Below are 16148 nucleotides of genomic sequence, written 5' to 3'. Positions count from 1 at the left end.
CTGTCCAGTGCTTGATCTTTCGGGCTGGCTGATCAGACTGTCTGACGACGGACACGCAGAGACCAAGACACGACACCAAATATCGCCGAAGGTCACAACGGCAACGCCGAAAGAAAACATTGCGCGTTTCAAAAAAGATACCTACCGTGTCTATAAGTGAAAGGTACCGGTATGCGCGAATCGAAATCCGATCAACCAGAAAATCCGGATCGCTTCGGTCCTGCCGAACTCCGCAGGCTGGGACAATACTTGCAAAAACAGCGCACGGGGTCAGGGCTAACGCTTCGGGGGCTCTCCGAACGGGCAGAGGTTGGCGTGGCATCGATCCGCGCATTGGAAGCGGGACGATCCTCACCCAGCCTGACAACCGTTCTGCGTGTGGTGGGGGCATTGGGGGTGACCATCGACCGGGCCGTTGCCGAGGCAACGACAGCAGGTGCGCAGGTTACCGTGACGCGCCGCAGCGAAGGACCGTATAGCCCCGATGGACAGCGCCTGTCCGACGGATTGGAGGACGCGAAGCTCGATGCGCGCCGCGTGGAGGTCGCTCCTGGCGCCTTGTATAAACTGCCGGATGCCCTGTCGAACGTGCCGTCGTTCTGCATGGTCATCGACGGCACGCTAGCCGTCGCACGAGCCAGCGCGGACCGGGTGCCTCTGGACGCCGGGGACAGCTATCTCGCACAGCCCGGCGAAGTGCAGGCCTGGGCCAATACCGGGACTGCGTCGGCACATCTGATTTACGTCGCTGACAGAACGCCGCGCGACGACGAGACACGACAATCCTGAGGGGGCATACGCATGGCCGGAACCGGCGAAACGAGCTATCTAGTAGCGACCGATGTCGGGGGCACCTGCACCGACACGATTATCTTCGGCACCGATGGGGTAATTCATATCGGCAAAGCCTTGTCGACGCCGCCGGACTTCGCCACCGGTGTGCTGAACTCCATCGTTTCAGCGGCTGAACCGATGGGCCTCAGCCTGGAAGAGCTATTGGTTCGCACACATCTTTTCATTCACGGCTCGACCGTGGTGGACAATGCGGTCCTGACTCGTGACGGCACGCCAACCGGCCTGCTGACAACGCAGGGATTTGAGGATACGCTGAATGTCACCCGCGGTGCCTATGGCCGCTGGTCGGGTTTGACGGAGGACCGGATCAAGAATCCGGTGCAGACCGACCGCGCCCCGGCGCTCGCTCCGCGCGATGCGGTTGTGGGAATTCCCGAACGCATGGATAGCGATGGCGAGGTTGTGGTGCCTCTGGACGAGGCGGCGGTGGAACGGGCAGTGCGCTTTCTTGTCGAGGAAAAGACGGTAGGCGCCATCGCGGTATCGTTCCTGTGGTCCTTCCTCAATACCGATCACGAACGCCAAGTGCGCGACATCGTCAGGCGCGTGGCGCCGGGGGCCTATGTCACCCTGTCTTCGGACATTGCTCCGAGCCCGGGTGAATACGAGCGGACTTCGACTGCCGTGATCAACGCCTATGCGGGCCAGATCACCAATGATTACCTGACCTCGCTGCAGGATCTGCTGGCAGGAAAAGGCTATGCCGGTGCCACCATGGTTATGCAGGGCTATGGCGGATTGCTGCCCGCGGCCGAGGCTGCCGACCGCGCCGTTGGCATGATCGAATGCGGTCCGGCTGCAGGTGTGATCGGGGCCAAATTCCTAGGGGACTTGATGGGTGATCCTGACGTGATCGCGGCGGATATGGGGGGCACGACCTTCAAGGTGGGTGTGATCCAGGATGGAAAGCTTGAATATGCGCGCGAGCCGATGGTGGACCGGTTTCACTACCTCGCACCCAAGATCGAGGTGGTTTCGATCGGGGCTGGCGGCGGCAGCATCATTTCGGTCGACCCACGAACAGGTGTGCCGCATGTCGGCCCGCGCAGCGCCGGGGCACGGCCTGGGCCGATCTGCTATGGGCAGGGCGGTGAGGAGCCGACGCTGACAGACGTCATGCTATTGATCGGATATATGGATCCCGGGCAGTTTCTAGGCGGCTCGATCACCTTGGATCGCGAAAAGGCCGAACGCATCTTCAAGGAAAAGATCGCCGACCCGCTGGGCGTCTCTACGCAAGAGGCCGCCATCGGTATCTATCGGATCGCCAGCGCGCAGATTACGGATCTGATCCGTGAGATCACGGTCGAGCGAGGCCTCGATCCGCGCGACTTTGTGCTGCATTCCTTCGGCGGCTCCTGCGGGATGCTGGCGGCGGCCTTCGGGCGGGAATTGTCGGTCCGCCGTGTGGTCATTCCCTACACGGCTTCCGTCAACTGTGCCTTCGGCCTTGTTTCGGCGGACGTGGCGCATGAATATTCCGTCACAAAGAGCCTGCCCGCGACAACCGGCGCCGCCGAGATCAACGCCATCTTCACTCCAATGGAAGAGCAGGCGCGTGCACAGCTTGCCGCCGAGGGGATCGCAGCGGATCGGATGCGCATGAAATGGTCGGTTGACCTGCGCTATTCACGCCAAGTGCACGAAGTGACCACCGAGATTGCGGCCGGTTCCCCGCTTGACGATGCGGGCGTGGCTCAGTTGGTGGATGATTTCGAGGCGCTCTACGAGCGCAAATACGGTCGCGGCTCGGCCTATCGCGAAGCCGGAATCGAAATGACCATGTTCCGTCTGACGGCGCGTGGCCTCATGCCACGCCCAACCCTTCCGGCAGAGGAGGAAGGCGAGACCGACGCGTCCGCCGCCCGCACCGGGATCCGCGACATCTATGTTGAGGCCGAAGGCGGCATGGCGCCAGGCGATATCTACGACTTCGAAAAACTGAGCCCTGGCAATCATCTCAAAGGGCCGGCGGTCATCCACACGCCGATCACCACCATAGCTTTGCCTGACCGGATGACCGCCAGAATGGACCGCTGGCGCAATATCGTGGTCGAATTCGATGCAGATTGAAAAGGAACCCGCCATGGACCCGATGACATTCTCGATCATTCGCCACAGGCTTTTCCGGATTGTGGACGAGGCCGTGATCACGCTCAAACACGTCTCGGGCAGCGCGATCACCAATGAGGGGCACGATCTGATGGTGTCGCTCTACCGTGCGGACGGTACCCTGCTGATGGGCGGCGTCGGATTTCTGCACCATCTGACCAGTGCTGCCGAGGCGTGCAAATCCATTATCCGCCGCTTTGAGGGGGACATCCACGAGGGCGACATATTTCTGCTGAACGATCCCTATACCGCCGCGCTGCATACGTCGGACATCTATCTTGTCTCTCCCATCCATCACGAAGGGCGGCTGGTGGCTTGGAGCGCGTGTTTCGTCCATGTCTATGACATCGGCGCGGTCAATCCGGGCGGCTTTGCGCCCCAAGCCCCCGATATCTATACTGAAGGCTTCAGCTCGCCGGGGATTCGGCTGGTCTCGGGTGGTGAGATGCGTCAGGACGTGCTCGACACGATCCTGAATATGGTCCGCTCGCCCGAGATGGTCACGCTCGATCTGCGCTCGATGATCGCATGCAACAATGTTGCACGCGACCGGATGCAGTCCCTGATGACGAAATATGGCGCCGAGGAAGTGGACACTGCCTGCGCGGAGCTTGTCAGACAGTCCGAAGACCTGTTCCGCGCGCGGCTAAGCGAATTGCCCGACGGGCAATGGCAGTCGCGGCAATATTTGGATGTGAACGGCGTGACCGCGCGGGTCAATCTGACTATGACCAAACGCGAAGACCGGCTGATTTTTGATTTCTCGGGGTCCGATCCGCAGAGCCCCTACAGCATCAACTGCACGAAATGGGCATCTTTGGGCGGTCTCTTCGCGCCGCTATTTCCGCTGCTCTGCTATGACATCACCTGGAACGAGGGCGTGCTGCGCCCGGTCGAGATGATCGCCCCCGAGGGCAGCATCGTGAATTGCACCCGCCCCGCTCCGGTTTCGGTCGCGACGGTGGGCGCGATCCAGTCAGTCAACAATGCCGCCTGTTCGACCATCGGCAAAATGCTGGGCGCGAGCGAAAAGTACCGCGACCAGTCGACCGCCGTCTGGCACGCAAACCATTTCGCGATCTTCAAGTTTGGACGCAATCAGAAGGGTAGCGAATCCATCGGCATCCTGACCGAAACCTTCGCCGGTGCGGGCGGCGCGCGGTCCTTTGCTGACGGGGTCGAGATTGGCGGCGAAATCCCGAATCCGATCAGCCGCATGGCCAATGTCGAGACCGTCGAGGCGGCCTTTCCCGTGCGCTATCTGTTCCGCCGCCGCGCCCCCGACAGCGGTGGCCCGGGCGAGTTTCGAGGCGGCACCGGCGGTGAGCTGGCGCTGGTCCCGCACAAAGCGCCGGACGGGGGCATCCACTATGTCATATCCGGCAAGGGGGCGCGTCACCCGATGAGCGAAGGGCTGGCGGGCGGCTATCCCGGCGCGCCCAATTCCTATGTCTGGATCAAGGCTCCGGAGGACGGCGCGAACGCACCGGTGACGGCGGCCGGCGGGCTGGACGCGATTCCCGGCACGCAGGAACGCGTGTCCTGGGGGGTCTATCCATTGATGGGCCGTGATGCGCTCTATGTGCGCTGGAACGGTGGCGGAGGCCATGGAGACCCAATCGTGCGCGACCCAGACGCGGTGTGCCGCGACGTGGCCGCGGGACTGGTCACGGCGCAAAGCGCGGGTGACATCTATGGCGTGGTGCTGAACGACGGTGCAGTGGACGAAACTGAAACCCAGGCAAAGCGCAAGGGCATCCGCAGCGCACGCTTGGCACAGGAGGCCGCAGAATGAGCGATCAGGACCGGATATCGGCCTCGGTGGCCGTCATGGAAGGGCAGGCGGTCTGCGCTGCCTGCGGACAGGATCTGGGTTTGGCGACCGAGCCCTGGAAAGAGCATGCGCAGAGACGCGAGATCCCGTTGGCGCAGGCGGGCGGCCCGGCCTTTGACACCGGTCACGAAGGAGTCGTCTTGCGGCATTTCTATTGCCCGAGCTGCGCGGCTTTGCTGGATACCGAAACCGCCATGGCCGAAGATCCGACACTGAACGACATTCTGGCGTCGCGCGGATGAGCGATGTCCGCCCCCAGAACACGCGGGCGCTGGAAGGGTTGGGCGCCCGGCTGCGCAACCTGCGTCGCGCCCGCGGGCTCAGTCTGGGTGATCTGGCATCCATCAGCGGCGTGCCGCCCAGCACGATCAGCAAGATCGAGAACCGGCAGATGAATCCGAGCCTGGTACATGCAATCAATATGGCCGAGGCGCTGAACGAAAATCTGGGCTTTCTCATCGACGAACAGGCAGGGCGGGACGTGGCCTTCACATTGGTACGCAGCAAGACCCGCGCGACGCTTGATCTGCCGGAAATGTCGTTGAGTCTGGAAAACCTGCACGGCGATTTCGCACCAGGCATCCTCGAGGCCCGGCTGGGCACGATCGCCGCAGGGGTTGCATCGGGCGAGGAGCCAATGCGCCATGTCGGCGAGGAATTGTGCCATGTTCTGGACGGTGCCATCAGATATGTCGTGAACGGCCAGAGTTTTGATCTCGGGGTCGGCGATACGATCCAGTTGAAATGCAGCGATCCGCATTCGTGGGAAAACATTTCTCCCGGAACCACCCGCGTTTTCTGGGTATTTTCTGAGGGGCTGAGCTTTTAATATGACAAGAGGAATCGACCGATGCATCAGGTAGGTATCCGGGACGAAATCATTGAACGCGTCATCGCGCGCCGCGGCAGGTTGCACCTTTTTGACCGGTTCGATCCGGCGCGCACAGCGGTGATCGTGATCGATATGCAGGGCACATTTTGTGAGGAAGGCAGCCCGGCCGAGGTGCCGCTGTCGCGCGCGATCGTGGAGCCTATTAACCGGCTCAACGCCATCGTCCGCGCTGCGGGTGGGCGCATCATCTGGGTCAACCACGCCAATCAGAGTACCGGCAACGGGGGCAGCGACTGGCGCCAGTTCTTCGACAATTTCGTAGCCGACGATGTGCGCGTCCGCACGATAGAAAGCCTGTCGCCCGGCGGGGCCGGTCAGCAGATCTGGTCCGGGCTGGATGCCGGCAACGACGATATCCGCCTGCTCAAGAATCGCTATTCCGCGCTGATCCCCGGCTCGTCTGCGCTGGAGCGTGTGTTGCGCAGCCTCGGCATCGACACGTTGCTCATCACGGGCACAAAAACCAATGTTTGCTGCGAATCCACTGCCCGCGACGCGATGATGATGGATTTCAACGTCGTGATGGTCTCGGATGCGACCGCGGCCTTGTCGGACGATGAACACCGCGCCGCGCTGGAAACAATCATCCAGCAATTCGGCGATGTTCTGAGCATCGACGAAATCGCTGAGCGCCTGATGCCGCAAGATTGACCTCCAGAAACGACCTCAAGGCGAAATCAAAAACGCCACCACATAATAGGGAGACTAAAATGATCAGACCAGCCATAATCGCCGCCTTTAGCGTTGCCCTGCCGCTTGCTGCAGCGCCGACGTTCGCAGATTCGCTGCGCGTTGCACTTGTTCTGCCGGGGTCCGTGACCGACGGCACGTTCAACTCGGCCGCCAATACCGGCATCCAGACCGCGAAGGAGAAATACGACATCGAAGTCTCGGTGCGGGAGAACACGGATTTTTCCGAGATCACCGAAGCGCTTCTTAGCTATGCTCGTGAAGGCTATGACGTCATCATTGGCCACGGCTTCCAGTTTGCCGAACCGGTGATGGAGATCCACGCCGATTATCCCGACTCCTGGTTCATCGTGAACACCGCGCAGGTCTCCGCTGAACCCAATGTCGCATCCTTTGACAATCGCTGGGACGATGCAGGCTATATGGCTGGCACCATCGCAGCCATGGTCACGCAAACCGGTACGATCGGCCATATCGGCGGTGTCCCCGTTCCGGTGATCGAGGATTACAACGCGGGTTTTGCCAAGGGTGCCGCGTCCGTGCGCGAAGACGTCAATGTGCTGTCGGCCTATGTCGGATCCTTTTCCGATATCGCACGGGGCGCTGAGATCACGACATCGCTGATCGAACAGGGGGCCGATGTTGTCACCTCCACCGGCAACGAGAATGTGGTGGGCACCATTCAGGCGGCTGAAGCCGCCGGGGTGATGGCGATCGGTACCGCCTTTGACAGCTACGAGGCTGCGCCCGACACGATCGTGACGACGGCCCTCATCAACATCGATGTGAACATCGACCAGGCTATCGGCAAGGTGATCGACGGCAGCATCGAGCCACGGGTCTACGTCCTCGGCCTGCCCGAGAACGGGATCGGCCTTGCCCCGTTTCGAGGGCGTTTCGAAGAGATGCTGAGCGATGCGCAAAAGGCCGATGTCGAACAGATGCTGGCGGATATCGAAAGCGGCACGATCACGGGCCAACCTGAATGATGCAGACCAATCACGCGGCCCACACAACGGTGCCGGTGCTTGAACTTGCGCACCTGTCCAAGAGTTATGGAGAGGTGCGCGCCGTCGCCGGTTTGAGCCTGTCGCTCAATCCCGGCGAGGTTGTCGCACTTCTGGGCGAAAATGGTGCCGGTAAGAGCACAGTGGTCAACATGATTACCGGGATGACGCGCCCGAATTCCGGCCAGATCCGTGTGCGGGGCAAAGAGGTGCTGATCGCCTCTCCCCGCGACGCGCTCGACCGGGGCATCGGGGTGGTGCATCAACATTATGCCCTCGTGGGCGATTTCACCGTCGCCGAAACGCTTGCCCTGGGCCGTGCGGGGCCGGGGCGATTGAACCGGCAGGCACTGCATGCCGAGGTGCGCCGGGTCGCCGAGCGGATCGGGATGCAAATTGAGGCGGGCGCTCTGATCGGTTCGCTGGATGTGGCGGGGCAGCAGAGGGTCGAGATCCTCAAGGCGCTCTCGCGCGAGGTCGGTCTTCTGGTGCTGGACGAACCCACCGCCGTGCTGAGCCCCGAAGACGTCGCCCGCCTCTTTGATGTGGTTCGCGCGCTGCGCGCCGATGGCGTCGCAATTCTCATGGTCACCCACCGTCTTGCCGATGTCTTTGCAGTTTGCGACAGGGCGGCTGTCATGCATTCAGGTCAACTGGTCTGTGATCTGCCGGTGATGGATGTAACATCCGAAGGGCTGATCTCTGCAATGATTTCGGGTAGCACCGACACGGTGCAAGAGTCGGAGCGGATGCCGGGAGATGTGATGCCTGCGCGTCAGGCCGCCCCGGCGAATGACGCTCCGACCCGCGTGTCGGTGCGCGATCTTGCCTTGCGCCGCGCCAACGGATCGCAGGCGGTGCAGGGGCTGAGCTTTGACATCCGCGCAGGCGAGATTATGGCGTTGGCCGGTGTCGACGGAAATGGCCAGTCGGAACTGGTGCAATGTCTGGCAGGGGTGAACCTTCCAGATGGCGGCACGGCGGAAATCTGCAATTGCAGCAGCGATGGTCCCTGGTCGCCGCGCGTGCTGCGCCATGCGGGCGTGGCCCATGTCCCTGATGATCGACGCCGCCAGGCAATCATCTCGGATTTGTCGCTTGGCGCCAACATGATTCTCAGCCACGTCTTTTCTCGGCGCTATGGGCGGGCGATGCTCGACTGGTCCCGGGCACGCGACGACACAAGCCGCGCCATAGACGAATATGATATTCGTACGACCGGGCCTGACCAGCCCATCGGTCGTCTGTCTGGAGGCAATCAACAGAAACTTGTTTTGGCGCGCGAATTGCTGGCAGGACCGAAAGTCATCCTTGCCGCGCATCCCTCGCGCGGGCTTGATATTCGCACGATTGGCGCCGTGCAGAACATCTTGCGGCAGCAGCGTGATGCGGGTGCAGCAATTCTTCTGGTTTCGGCCGACTTAGACGAAATCCGGGCGTTAGCCGACCGCGTGGTGGTATTGGCGGCAGGCGGTGCCTTTGGCCCCGTCGACATGGCCCAGACCGATACGGCGCAGATCGGCGCCTGGATGGCGGGGCACACATGAAATCCAGTCTTGTCCTGCCGTCGCTAGACCGCGACAGCCGTGTGGCCCTTTTGGTGCTCGGAATCGGTGCGCTGGCATTGCTCGGCCTGATCGCGCTGGCCGGAGAATCGCCTTTGCGCATTTTGGCGATTTTGATCGGCGAAGGTTTCCTTAACCGCGCGGGCATCGCGGATTCGCTGGTGCGCAGTATTCCGCTGACCCTGGCCGGGTTGGGGGTGGTGCTGGCCTTTCGAGCCGGAGTCTTCAATATCGGGGTTGAAGGGCAACTTTTGATCGGTGCAGCACTGGCGGTGGCCTGCGCGCCGATACTCAGTCCCTTGCCTTCGGCTCTGTCGCTGCCCCTTCTTTTGCTGGCAGGCACGCTGGGTGGCGCAGTTTGGGGCGGAATCGCAGGGTTCCTCAAGGCACGCTTCGGTGCCAACGAGATTATCGCAACCATTATGCTTAATTACATCGCGATCCAAATGGTCAGTTGGCTGATCCGCGGCCCGCTGCAAGAGGCTTCGGGGATATTCCCGCGTTCGGACAAGCTGGCAAATTCGCTTCGGCTGCCGATCCTCTTCGATGGCACGCGCCTGTCGGCAGGGTTGATCGTTGCGGCACTGGCCTGCGTGGCGGTCTGGTTTCTCGTGGCGCGCAGTCGCTACGGCTATGCGCTGACCGTCACGGGAAAGAACCCAGATGCCGCTCGCTATGGCGGCATCCGGCCCGGCGTGATCGCTTTTTCGGTGCTCTGTCTGAGCGGTGCGCTGGCGGGACTGGCCGGCATTGTCGAGGTGTCAGGCCTTCATGGCCGCCTACAGGAGGGTTTTGTCGGCGGCATCGGTATTACCGCCATCGCTGTGGCTCTGCTGGCGCGGCTCAACCCGATTTGGGTGCCGGTGGCCGCCTTCGGCTTTTCTGGGCTCTATGTCGGGTCGGATTCCGTCGCCCGGTTGACCGAGGTTCCGTTTCCTCTGGTGCATGTGATCGAGGGCATGATCGTTCTGGCATTTCTCGTGCTGCAGATCCTGACCATGGCGAAAGAGAGATGACCCGAAAGGACCGAATATGGACCTGATGTTTCTGACCGGATTGCTGGCAAGTGGGGTGCGCTTTGCCATTCCGCTGCTTTTTGCAGCCCTGGGCGAGACCATCGGCCAAAAATCAGGCGTGCTGAACGTGGGTCTCGAGGGGATTATGCTGGTCGGAGCCTTTCTGGCCGTCGCCTTTTCGGTCGCCACGGGCAGTCCGTGGGGCGGGCTTCTGGCAGCGATACTGGGTGGCGCGGCGTTGGGTCTACTGCATGGGCTATTCGCAGTGCGGTTGAAGGTCGATCAGATCGTTTCGGGGCTTGCGCTGATCCTTTTGGGGCTGGGGCTTTCAGGTTTTGGCTACCGGCTTGTCTTTGCTGGGCAACCATCGATGCGCGTGCCTGGGTTCGATCGTCTCGATCTGGGTGTGCTGTCGGACCTGCCGCTTCTGGGCCCGTTGCTTTTTTCGCATCATGCGCTGGCCTATCTCGGAATTCTTCTGGCGGTGGGCTTGTGGTGGATTATGACGCGCACCGGGCTTGGCCTGACCATTCGCGCGGTGGGCGAAAACCCCAAGGCTGCGGACAGTGCCGGCATCGACGTGGACAAAGTTCGGATGCTGTGCACTATCTTTGGCGGTGCCATGGCCGGGATCGGCGGCGCCTATCTCTCCACCGCCCAACTGGCCGGTTTCGTCGAGGACATGGTCGCCGGGCGTGGTTTCATCGCCATCGCCTGCGTGGTTTTTGCGCGCTGGAATCCGTTGGGCGTGTTGGCAGTGGCGTTGATCTTCGGGATTGCCGATGCTGCCCAGATACGGCTACAGCCATTCTTTCCCCAAGTCCCCTATCAGTTTTTCGTCACTCTGCCCTACGTTCTGGCGCTTGTGGCTCTCGCCGGGGCCGCCCGGTCGTCCAACCTGCCAGCGGCACTAACCCAACCTTATCGTAAGTCATGACGGTCCCGGCCAGCGCGGCATAGTCGCCAACACTCCGCCCTTACAAAGACCGGCATTGACTGGAATCATTCGAAAGGTCTTACCGATCTCTGCCAGTCTATCCAAAGGAGAAAAAGATGGAAATGAACGACATCGAAGTTTCCGAAGACGGCCCAGTAGGCTGGATCACGATCCGGCGGGAGGATCGGCTCAATGCGTTGCGCATGAATGTCACAGACCGCGAAATTGTCACAGCATTGGCTGACTTCTCGGGCCGGACAGATATCCGCGCTATTGTCATCACCGGTAGCGGCACACGCGCGTTCTGTACTGGCTGGGACATGGAGGATATCGAAGAGTCAAGCCTGACCGATTTGGAAGCCCTGATTCGCCAGAATACCCAATTGTTCAATGCGGTTTGGCGACAGCGACAGCCGGTGATAGCGGCCGTCAATGGCCATGCCGTCGCCACCGGTGCCGCGCTGGCCATGTCGTGCGATCTGGTCATCGCATCGGATACCGCGCGTCTGGCCGAACCCGAGATCCGCCATGGCGCATTGTCGCCCTTTCTGATTCTGCCGTTCCTCACGCATGCGCGCGCCGTGCATGAATTCTACCTGATCGGCGATGCCATCGGTGCCGCCGAGATGTCGCGCCTCGGGTTGGTGAACCGGGTTGTCTCGGCAGACGATCTGCATATTCAGGCGCAGGCCATGGCCGAACGGCTGGCCTTGGTTCCGCGTGAAGCGCTTGAGCTGAAAAAGCGCAGCCTCAAGGCCGCCTATGATGCCATGGGCCTGCGTGCGGCAACCGAACGCCATACACTTGCCGACACGATCATGATCGGGGCCGATCTGCCGTGGAAGCGCGCGCTCGCCACGGCGATGAAAGAAGGCGGGATGCGGGCATTTCTCGACGTCCGCGATAGCCCGTTCAAAAGGCGCTAGGACATGGGACCACAGACATTGAGCGTCAGCGACATTCTGGCCCGACGTGCGGCGACGGGCGGCACGGATCGCGCGGTCATCGCCGATGACGGGACGTGCGATTTTGACGGGCTCGAGATGGGGGCCGCGCGCATGGCGGCGGCCTTTGCGGCTATGGGGATCGGACCGGGTGACAGGGTGGGCCTGCTGCTGCCCGCAGGATTGGCTTTTGCACAAGCGTTTTTCGCGTTGGCGCGGCTGGGGGCCATTGCCTGCCCGCTCAATACGCGGCTAAGCGCTGCCGAACTAGCGGACATTCTGGCGCTTTCAGGGATGCGGCTGCTGCTGCATCATCGCGAGTACTCCTCCACTGCCGAAGCGCTGAAACTGACCTGCCCCGATCTCCGGCGGCAGGAACTTGGCGCGCTCGACCTACTTGCCGACACGGCGCCCCCCGTTCCTGCCCATCCATGTCAGCCAACCGATTCCGTACTCTTGGTTTTCACCTCGGGCACCACGGGTCGGGCCAAGGGGGTCTTGATCACCCATGATCAGATGCTCTGGGCGTCGTTGACAATGGTTCCGACGCTGGACATGCGAGCGGGCGATACGCACCTGTTGCCGGTCCCGCTGTTTCACGTCGGCGGCTTGTCATTCCTTCTGCATTGCGTGCATCTGGGTATGGTTCTGGTCATCCCCCCGCGATGGGAAGCCGAGACCGTTTTGACGCTCATCGAGAGCGAACGCGTGGCGCATTTCTTTGCGGTTCCAGTGATGCTGGCCGATCTTCTCGATGCGCCGGGATTCGCGCTGGAGCGATTGCAATCGGTCCGCTGGGTGATGGGCGGCGGCGCGCCAGTGCCGATCGCCCTGATCCGCCGCTATGCCGATCTGGGCATCCCCCTACTTCAGACGATGGGAGCCACAGAAACCTGCGGCCCGGGCGTGGTGGTGGATGCCGCCAATGCCTTGCGAAAGGCGGGCAGCGTCGGGCGCGGCTTTTTCCATACCGAATTGCGGCTCAGGGACGAGTCTGGCAAAGCCACCAAAACGGGTGTGCCGGGCGAAGTTCAGTTACGTGGGCGGCACATCGCCAGTGGCTACTGGAACGACCCGGAGGCGACTAGGCAGTCGTTTCTGCCAGATGGCTGGTTTCGCACCGGCGATATCGGCGTGATGGATGAAGAAGGCTTTGTCACTTTGGTGGACCGCGCGCGCAACAAAATCATTACCGGCGGCGAAAATGTCTACCCGGCCGAGGTAGAACGCTGCCTCGCCGACTTGCCGGGCGTGCAGGACGTCGCCGTGATTGGGCTGGGCGACACTCGCTGGGGCGAGATCGTGGTCGCCGTGATCGTGCCCCACGGCGAGCCACCGACCTTGGAAAGGATCAAAGCCGCCTGCGAAGGTCAACTTGCCCGCTACAAGCACCCGCGCAAGCTGGTCCTGCGTGCGACACTACCTCGCAACGCGACGGGTAAGCTCTTGCGGATGCAATTGCGCGACGACGTCGATCAGAACGGGAGCTGACGGATGGCACTGCAGCCGCGCAAGCCTGCATTAGGCGTGCGCGGTGGCACCGACAAATGCCTTTTTCATACTTGTGCGGAGATCGGTGTCGCACAAAATATCGATCGCGGTCATCGCCATCGCCTTTGCGGCGTCCAGCATCGCCGACATCGCAGCATCGCTTGCGGAATGCAGCGCAAAGTCGGGGGTGTGGAACGCCGTGCCGCGCGGTACGGTCGCCATCATCGGATGAATCGCCGGAATGAGATGGCTGACATTCCCGAAATCTGTGCTTGCGACATTACTCCCCGAGAGGTTCTCGACCGCTTCGAATGTGTGTCCCAGAGCTTCTGCGTTGATCCGGAAGCGTTCGGCGATGGGCGCATTGGAGATCAGTTCGTGATATTGCACCTGACTGTCGACGATCTCAACCTGCGCACCGGAGGCCGATGCACCGGCGTTGAGGCAATCGGTGACCCGTGTCTTGAGCTCCTCCAGCGCCTTGCGGCTGGGCGCGCGCAGGCCGAAGGCGCCAACGGCGCGATCCGGGATGATGTTGGTAGCGGTCCCACCTTCGCGGATGATCGCATGAACCCGGTGATCGCCTGGTATCTGTTGGCGCAAAGCCGCGATGGCGTTATAGGCGGTGACGAGTCCGTCGAGCGCATTGATCCCGGCCTCGGGCGTGGCTGCGGCATGGGCCGAACGGCCATGAAACGTGGCTGTCATCCAAGCGGCGGCAATCAGGGGAAAGCTCGGCAGATTTCGATCGGCGGGGTGTACCATCATGGCGCAATCCAGCCCGTCGAACGCGCCTTCGCGGGCCATGATAACCTTGCCTCCGCCGCCTTCTTCAGCGGGGGTGCCAAGAAGGCGGATCCGACCGGGCAAATCTTCGCCAAGTTCTGCCAGACCCAACACGGCGCCAAGCGCCGATGTGCCGATGACGTTGTGCCCGCAGGCATGGCCCAGCCCCGGCAGCGCATCGTATTCCGCAACGATGCCCAGCACCGGACCGGTTGTGCCGAATTCGGCGACGAAGGCCGTATCGAGACCATACGCCGGAAGCGTCACCTCCAGCCCCGCATCGCGCAGCCGCTCGGCGAGCGCGGCGGAAGACCGGACCTCTTCGAAGGCGATTTCGGGATGGGCGTGCAAATCGAGCGCACATTCGATCAAGCCCGCTGCGTAGGTGTCTATGGCAGCGCAAGCGCGTGCCTTGAGGTCTTTTGCCCGGTTGGGCCGATTGGGGTTACGCATTTTCTCTCCGATCTATCCGTCGGCTTGCCATGCCGCTTGACTTTGGGAATCTGTATGTGCATATTTCAATATAAGCTAAATGAACAATGTGTAAAGTGCACATATTTTTGCCCGTGGATGTGGAACCGGCCCATCTGACTTCGATGGGAAAGGAAGGCACTAGAATGGTACAGCGACCGCTTCTGGACACCTATGTTTCCTACCGTCTCGAACTGGTTTCGCGCGTCGCCCAGAGTGCTGCCGACGCTGTGTACCGTCACAAATTCGGATTTGACATCCGGCAGTTGCGGGTCATGCGCATTCTAGCGGAAACACCTGATGCGACGGTGTCCGAAGTGATCGATGCTACATTCTACGAACGGACGCTGGTGTCGAGGCTTATCGGAGAGCTGTCGAAGGCCGGGATGCTGACACGGCGCATCTGCGATCTGGATGCGCGCCAGACGCGCGTTTCTCTGACCGATGCAGGACTGGCCGTGGTGGAGTGTGCGAAGCGGATCGGCAACATGATGAACGAAGATCTACTATCCGTGCTGGACCAAGACGAGCGGGCCACTTTCGATGCCTGCCTTGAAAAGCTCATCACGTGGCGGCCCAATTTCGACTCCTTGTTTGACGAAACACGCGAAGAGCACCGCAAGGCAGGGTGCGCCAGATGATTCCCCTCACCCTGCTGACCGGCTTCCTTGGCGCCGGCAAGACGACGCTTCTCAACAGGGTCCTGTCAGAAAGTCACGGCAGTCGAATGGCCGTGATCGTGAATGAATTTGGCGAAGTGGGCATCGACGGTACTCTTGTCGAGGGGGCGCAGGGCGGGGTGGTGGAGCTGGCGAATGGTTGCCTGTGTTGTGCCACGCGCGGGCAATTGTTGGTAGCGATCCATGCGGTCCTTCAGGTCGCCCCCCCCCCAGATGCAATCCTGATTGAAACCAGCGGGCTTGCTGATCCCTTTCCGGTCTTGTCGGAACTCGCCCATTCCAGCTTGGTCGAGGCCGTACAGGTTGATGGCGTGATCACCGTGGTCGACGCAGAGAATTTCGACCGAAATCTTGACAGCGCCGAGGCGGCATTCCAGCAAATCACGGCAGCAGATATCCTGCTTGTAAACAAGACGGACCTTGTCGAGCTAGACATTCCCGGTCTGATCGAACGCGGAATCCGCGTTCTAAATCCGTCAGCCCGCGTTCTACCCTGCATTTCTGGCGATGTGCCCCTATCAGTCCTGATTGGAGCGCGGACCAGCGAAAAACCTCTGCCTACGGAAACTAAGCATGGACACGACAATTTCGAGAGCACTGTGCTCGATGCTTCCCTGCCGTTTGACCCGAAGCGGCTCGAGAAGTGGCTGGGCGCCCTGCCCTGTGACGTGTTTCGCACCAAAGGTTTTGTCCGCGTCACCCCCCACCGAAACCGAGTGACGGTAAGTGCAGTGGGAACGCGGTACTGGCTTTCTCCGGCAGAATCTTCGAACGCCGTCGATCGTCTCATTGTGATCGGTCAGAACCTTGACCGGGCCAAGCTCCAGGCCGGTCTTGATGCCTGTCGCGAATAACCTGAAAGGAAACC

Annotated in this window: 15 protein-coding genes; 14 read left to right on the top strand and 1 reads right to left on the bottom strand. The window is 61.3% G+C overall.

Features of this window, described 5'->3' with window-relative positions; translation table 11 throughout:
- Nucleotides 1-171: 171 nt before the first annotated feature.
- From BMW66_RS17545 to BMW66_RS17490, 12 genes are all read left to right on the top strand, one after another.
- Nucleotides 172-789, top strand: a complete 618-nt coding sequence (locus tag BMW66_RS17545) for an XRE family transcriptional regulator (RefSeq protein WP_093120357.1) — start codon at nt 172-174, stop codon at nt 787-789.
- Between the two features lie 12 nt (nt 790-801).
- The gene (locus tag BMW66_RS17540; protein ID WP_093120355.1) at nt 802-2928 is read left to right on the top strand and encodes a hydantoinase/oxoprolinase family protein; all 2127 of its coding nucleotides are present in this window, start codon (nt 802-804) and stop codon (nt 2926-2928) included.
- Between the two features lie 13 nt (nt 2929-2941).
- The gene (locus BMW66_RS17535) at nt 2942-4762 is read left to right on the top strand and encodes a hydantoinase B/oxoprolinase family protein (protein WP_093120354.1); all 1821 of its coding nucleotides are present in this window, start codon (nt 2942-2944) and stop codon (nt 4760-4762) included.
- Nucleotides 4759-5043, top strand: coding sequence for an acetone carboxylase subunit gamma (locus BMW66_RS17530; RefSeq protein ID WP_093120352.1), 285 nt, complete (start codon nt 4759-4761; stop codon nt 5041-5043). The genes BMW66_RS17535 and BMW66_RS17530 overlap by 4 nt, the downstream gene beginning before the upstream one ends.
- A gap of 38 nt (nt 5044-5081) precedes the next feature.
- A complete protein-coding gene (locus BMW66_RS17525) occupies nt 5082-5630 on the top strand; it encodes a helix-turn-helix domain-containing protein (protein ID WP_175483300.1) in 549 nt (182 codons plus the stop codon).
- Between the two features lie 21 nt (nt 5631-5651).
- Nucleotides 5652-6344 (top strand): isochorismatase family protein, encoded by a 693-nt coding sequence (locus tag BMW66_RS17520; RefSeq protein WP_093120349.1) that lies wholly within the window; start codon nt 5652-5654, stop codon nt 6342-6344.
- A complete protein-coding gene (locus tag BMW66_RS17515; RefSeq protein WP_139196218.1) occupies nt 6341-7372 on the top strand; it encodes a BMP family protein in 1032 nt (343 codons plus the stop codon). Before BMW66_RS17520 ends, BMW66_RS17515 begins: the two co-directional genes overlap by 4 nt.
- Complete coding sequence (locus BMW66_RS17510; protein WP_093120346.1) at nt 7369-8937, top strand: ABC transporter ATP-binding protein; 1569 nt, start codon at nt 7369-7371, stop codon at nt 8935-8937. The genes BMW66_RS17515 and BMW66_RS17510 overlap by 4 nt, the downstream gene beginning before the upstream one ends.
- A 77-nt stretch (nt 8938-9014) precedes the next feature.
- On the top strand, nt 9015-9971 hold the full coding sequence (locus tag BMW66_RS17505) for an ABC transporter permease (RefSeq protein WP_175483299.1): 957 nt from the start codon (nt 9015-9017) through the stop codon (nt 9969-9971).
- A gap of 16 nt (nt 9972-9987) precedes the next feature.
- Nucleotides 9988-10908 carry an ABC transporter permease gene (locus tag BMW66_RS17500; RefSeq protein ID WP_093120343.1) on the top strand — a complete coding sequence of 307 codons (921 nt, stop codon included), beginning with the start codon at nt 9988-9990 and terminating at the stop codon, nt 10906-10908.
- Between the two features lie 116 nt (nt 10909-11024).
- Entirely contained in the window at nt 11025-11834 is an 810-nt protein-coding gene (locus BMW66_RS17495) for an enoyl-CoA hydratase/isomerase family protein (RefSeq protein ID WP_093120342.1), read from the top strand.
- A 3-nt stretch (nt 11835-11837) separates the two neighbouring features.
- Nucleotides 11838-13343 carry an AMP-binding protein gene (locus BMW66_RS17490; protein WP_093120341.1) on the top strand — a complete coding sequence of 502 codons (1506 nt, stop codon included), beginning with the start codon at nt 11838-11840 and terminating at the stop codon, nt 13341-13343.
- Nucleotides 13344-13373: 30 nt separating this feature from the next.
- On the opposite strand, the gene BMW66_RS17485 is transcribed toward BMW66_RS17490, so the two are convergent.
- Nucleotides 13374-14582: a M20 family metallopeptidase gene (locus BMW66_RS17485; RefSeq protein WP_093120340.1), complete on the bottom strand. Its 1209-nt coding sequence runs from the start codon at nt 14580-14582 to the stop codon at nt 13374-13376.
- Between the two features lie 164 nt (nt 14583-14746).
- Here BMW66_RS17485 and BMW66_RS17480 point away from each other — a divergent pair, with 164 nt between their 5' ends.
- Both BMW66_RS17480 and BMW66_RS17475 read left to right on the top strand, forming a co-directional pair.
- Nucleotides 14747-15241 (top strand): MarR family winged helix-turn-helix transcriptional regulator, encoded by a 495-nt coding sequence (locus tag BMW66_RS17480; RefSeq protein WP_175483298.1) that lies wholly within the window; start codon nt 14747-14749, stop codon nt 15239-15241.
- Nucleotides 15238-16134: a CobW family GTP-binding protein gene (locus BMW66_RS17475; protein WP_093120337.1), complete on the top strand. Its 897-nt coding sequence runs from the start codon at nt 15238-15240 to the stop codon at nt 16132-16134. The genes BMW66_RS17480 and BMW66_RS17475 overlap by 4 nt, the downstream gene beginning before the upstream one ends.
- Nucleotides 16135-16148 lie beyond the last annotated feature (14 nt).

It is taken from the genome of Salinihabitans flavidus, assembly GCF_900110425.1.
Taxonomy (GTDB): domain Bacteria; phylum Pseudomonadota; class Alphaproteobacteria; order Rhodobacterales; family Rhodobacteraceae; genus Salinihabitans; species Salinihabitans flavidus.
This window is presented reverse-complemented; position numbering and strand designations above follow the sequence as displayed.

Excerpts from the sequence above, each read along its gene's own strand:
- BMW66_RS17545 (WP_093120357.1), top strand. The coding sequence starts at position 172 with ATGCGCGAATCGAAATCCGATCAACCAGAAAATCCGGATCGCTTCGGT.
- BMW66_RS17540 (WP_093120355.1), top strand. The coding sequence starts at position 802 with ATGGCCGGAACCGGCGAAACGAGCTATCTAGTAGCGACCGATGTCGGG.
- BMW66_RS17535 (WP_093120354.1), top strand. The coding sequence starts at position 2,942 with ATGGACCCGATGACATTCTCGATCATTCGCCACAGGCTTTTCCGGATT.
- BMW66_RS17530 (WP_093120352.1), top strand. The coding sequence starts at position 4,759 with ATGAGCGATCAGGACCGGATATCGGCCTCGGTGGCCGTCATGGAAGGG.
- BMW66_RS17520 (WP_093120349.1), top strand. The coding sequence starts at position 5,652 with ATGCATCAGGTAGGTATCCGGGACGAAATCATTGAACGCGTCATCGCG.
- BMW66_RS17510 (WP_093120346.1), top strand. The coding sequence starts at position 7,369 with ATGATGCAGACCAATCACGCGGCCCACACAACGGTGCCGGTGCTTGAA.
- BMW66_RS17500 (WP_093120343.1), top strand. The coding sequence starts at position 9,988 with ATGGACCTGATGTTTCTGACCGGATTGCTGGCAAGTGGGGTGCGCTTT.
- BMW66_RS17495 (WP_093120342.1), top strand. The coding sequence starts at position 11,025 with ATGGAAATGAACGACATCGAAGTTTCCGAAGACGGCCCAGTAGGCTGG.
- BMW66_RS17490 (WP_093120341.1), top strand. The coding sequence starts at position 11,838 with ATGGGACCACAGACATTGAGCGTCAGCGACATTCTGGCCCGACGTGCG.
- BMW66_RS17485 (WP_093120340.1), bottom strand. The coding sequence starts at position 14,582 with ATGCGTAACCCCAATCGGCCCAACCGGGCAAAAGACCTCAAGGCACGC.
- BMW66_RS17480 (WP_175483298.1), top strand. The coding sequence starts at position 14,747 with ATGGTACAGCGACCGCTTCTGGACACCTATGTTTCCTACCGTCTCGAA.
- BMW66_RS17475 (WP_093120337.1), top strand. The coding sequence starts at position 15,238 with ATGATTCCCCTCACCCTGCTGACCGGCTTCCTTGGCGCCGGCAAGACG.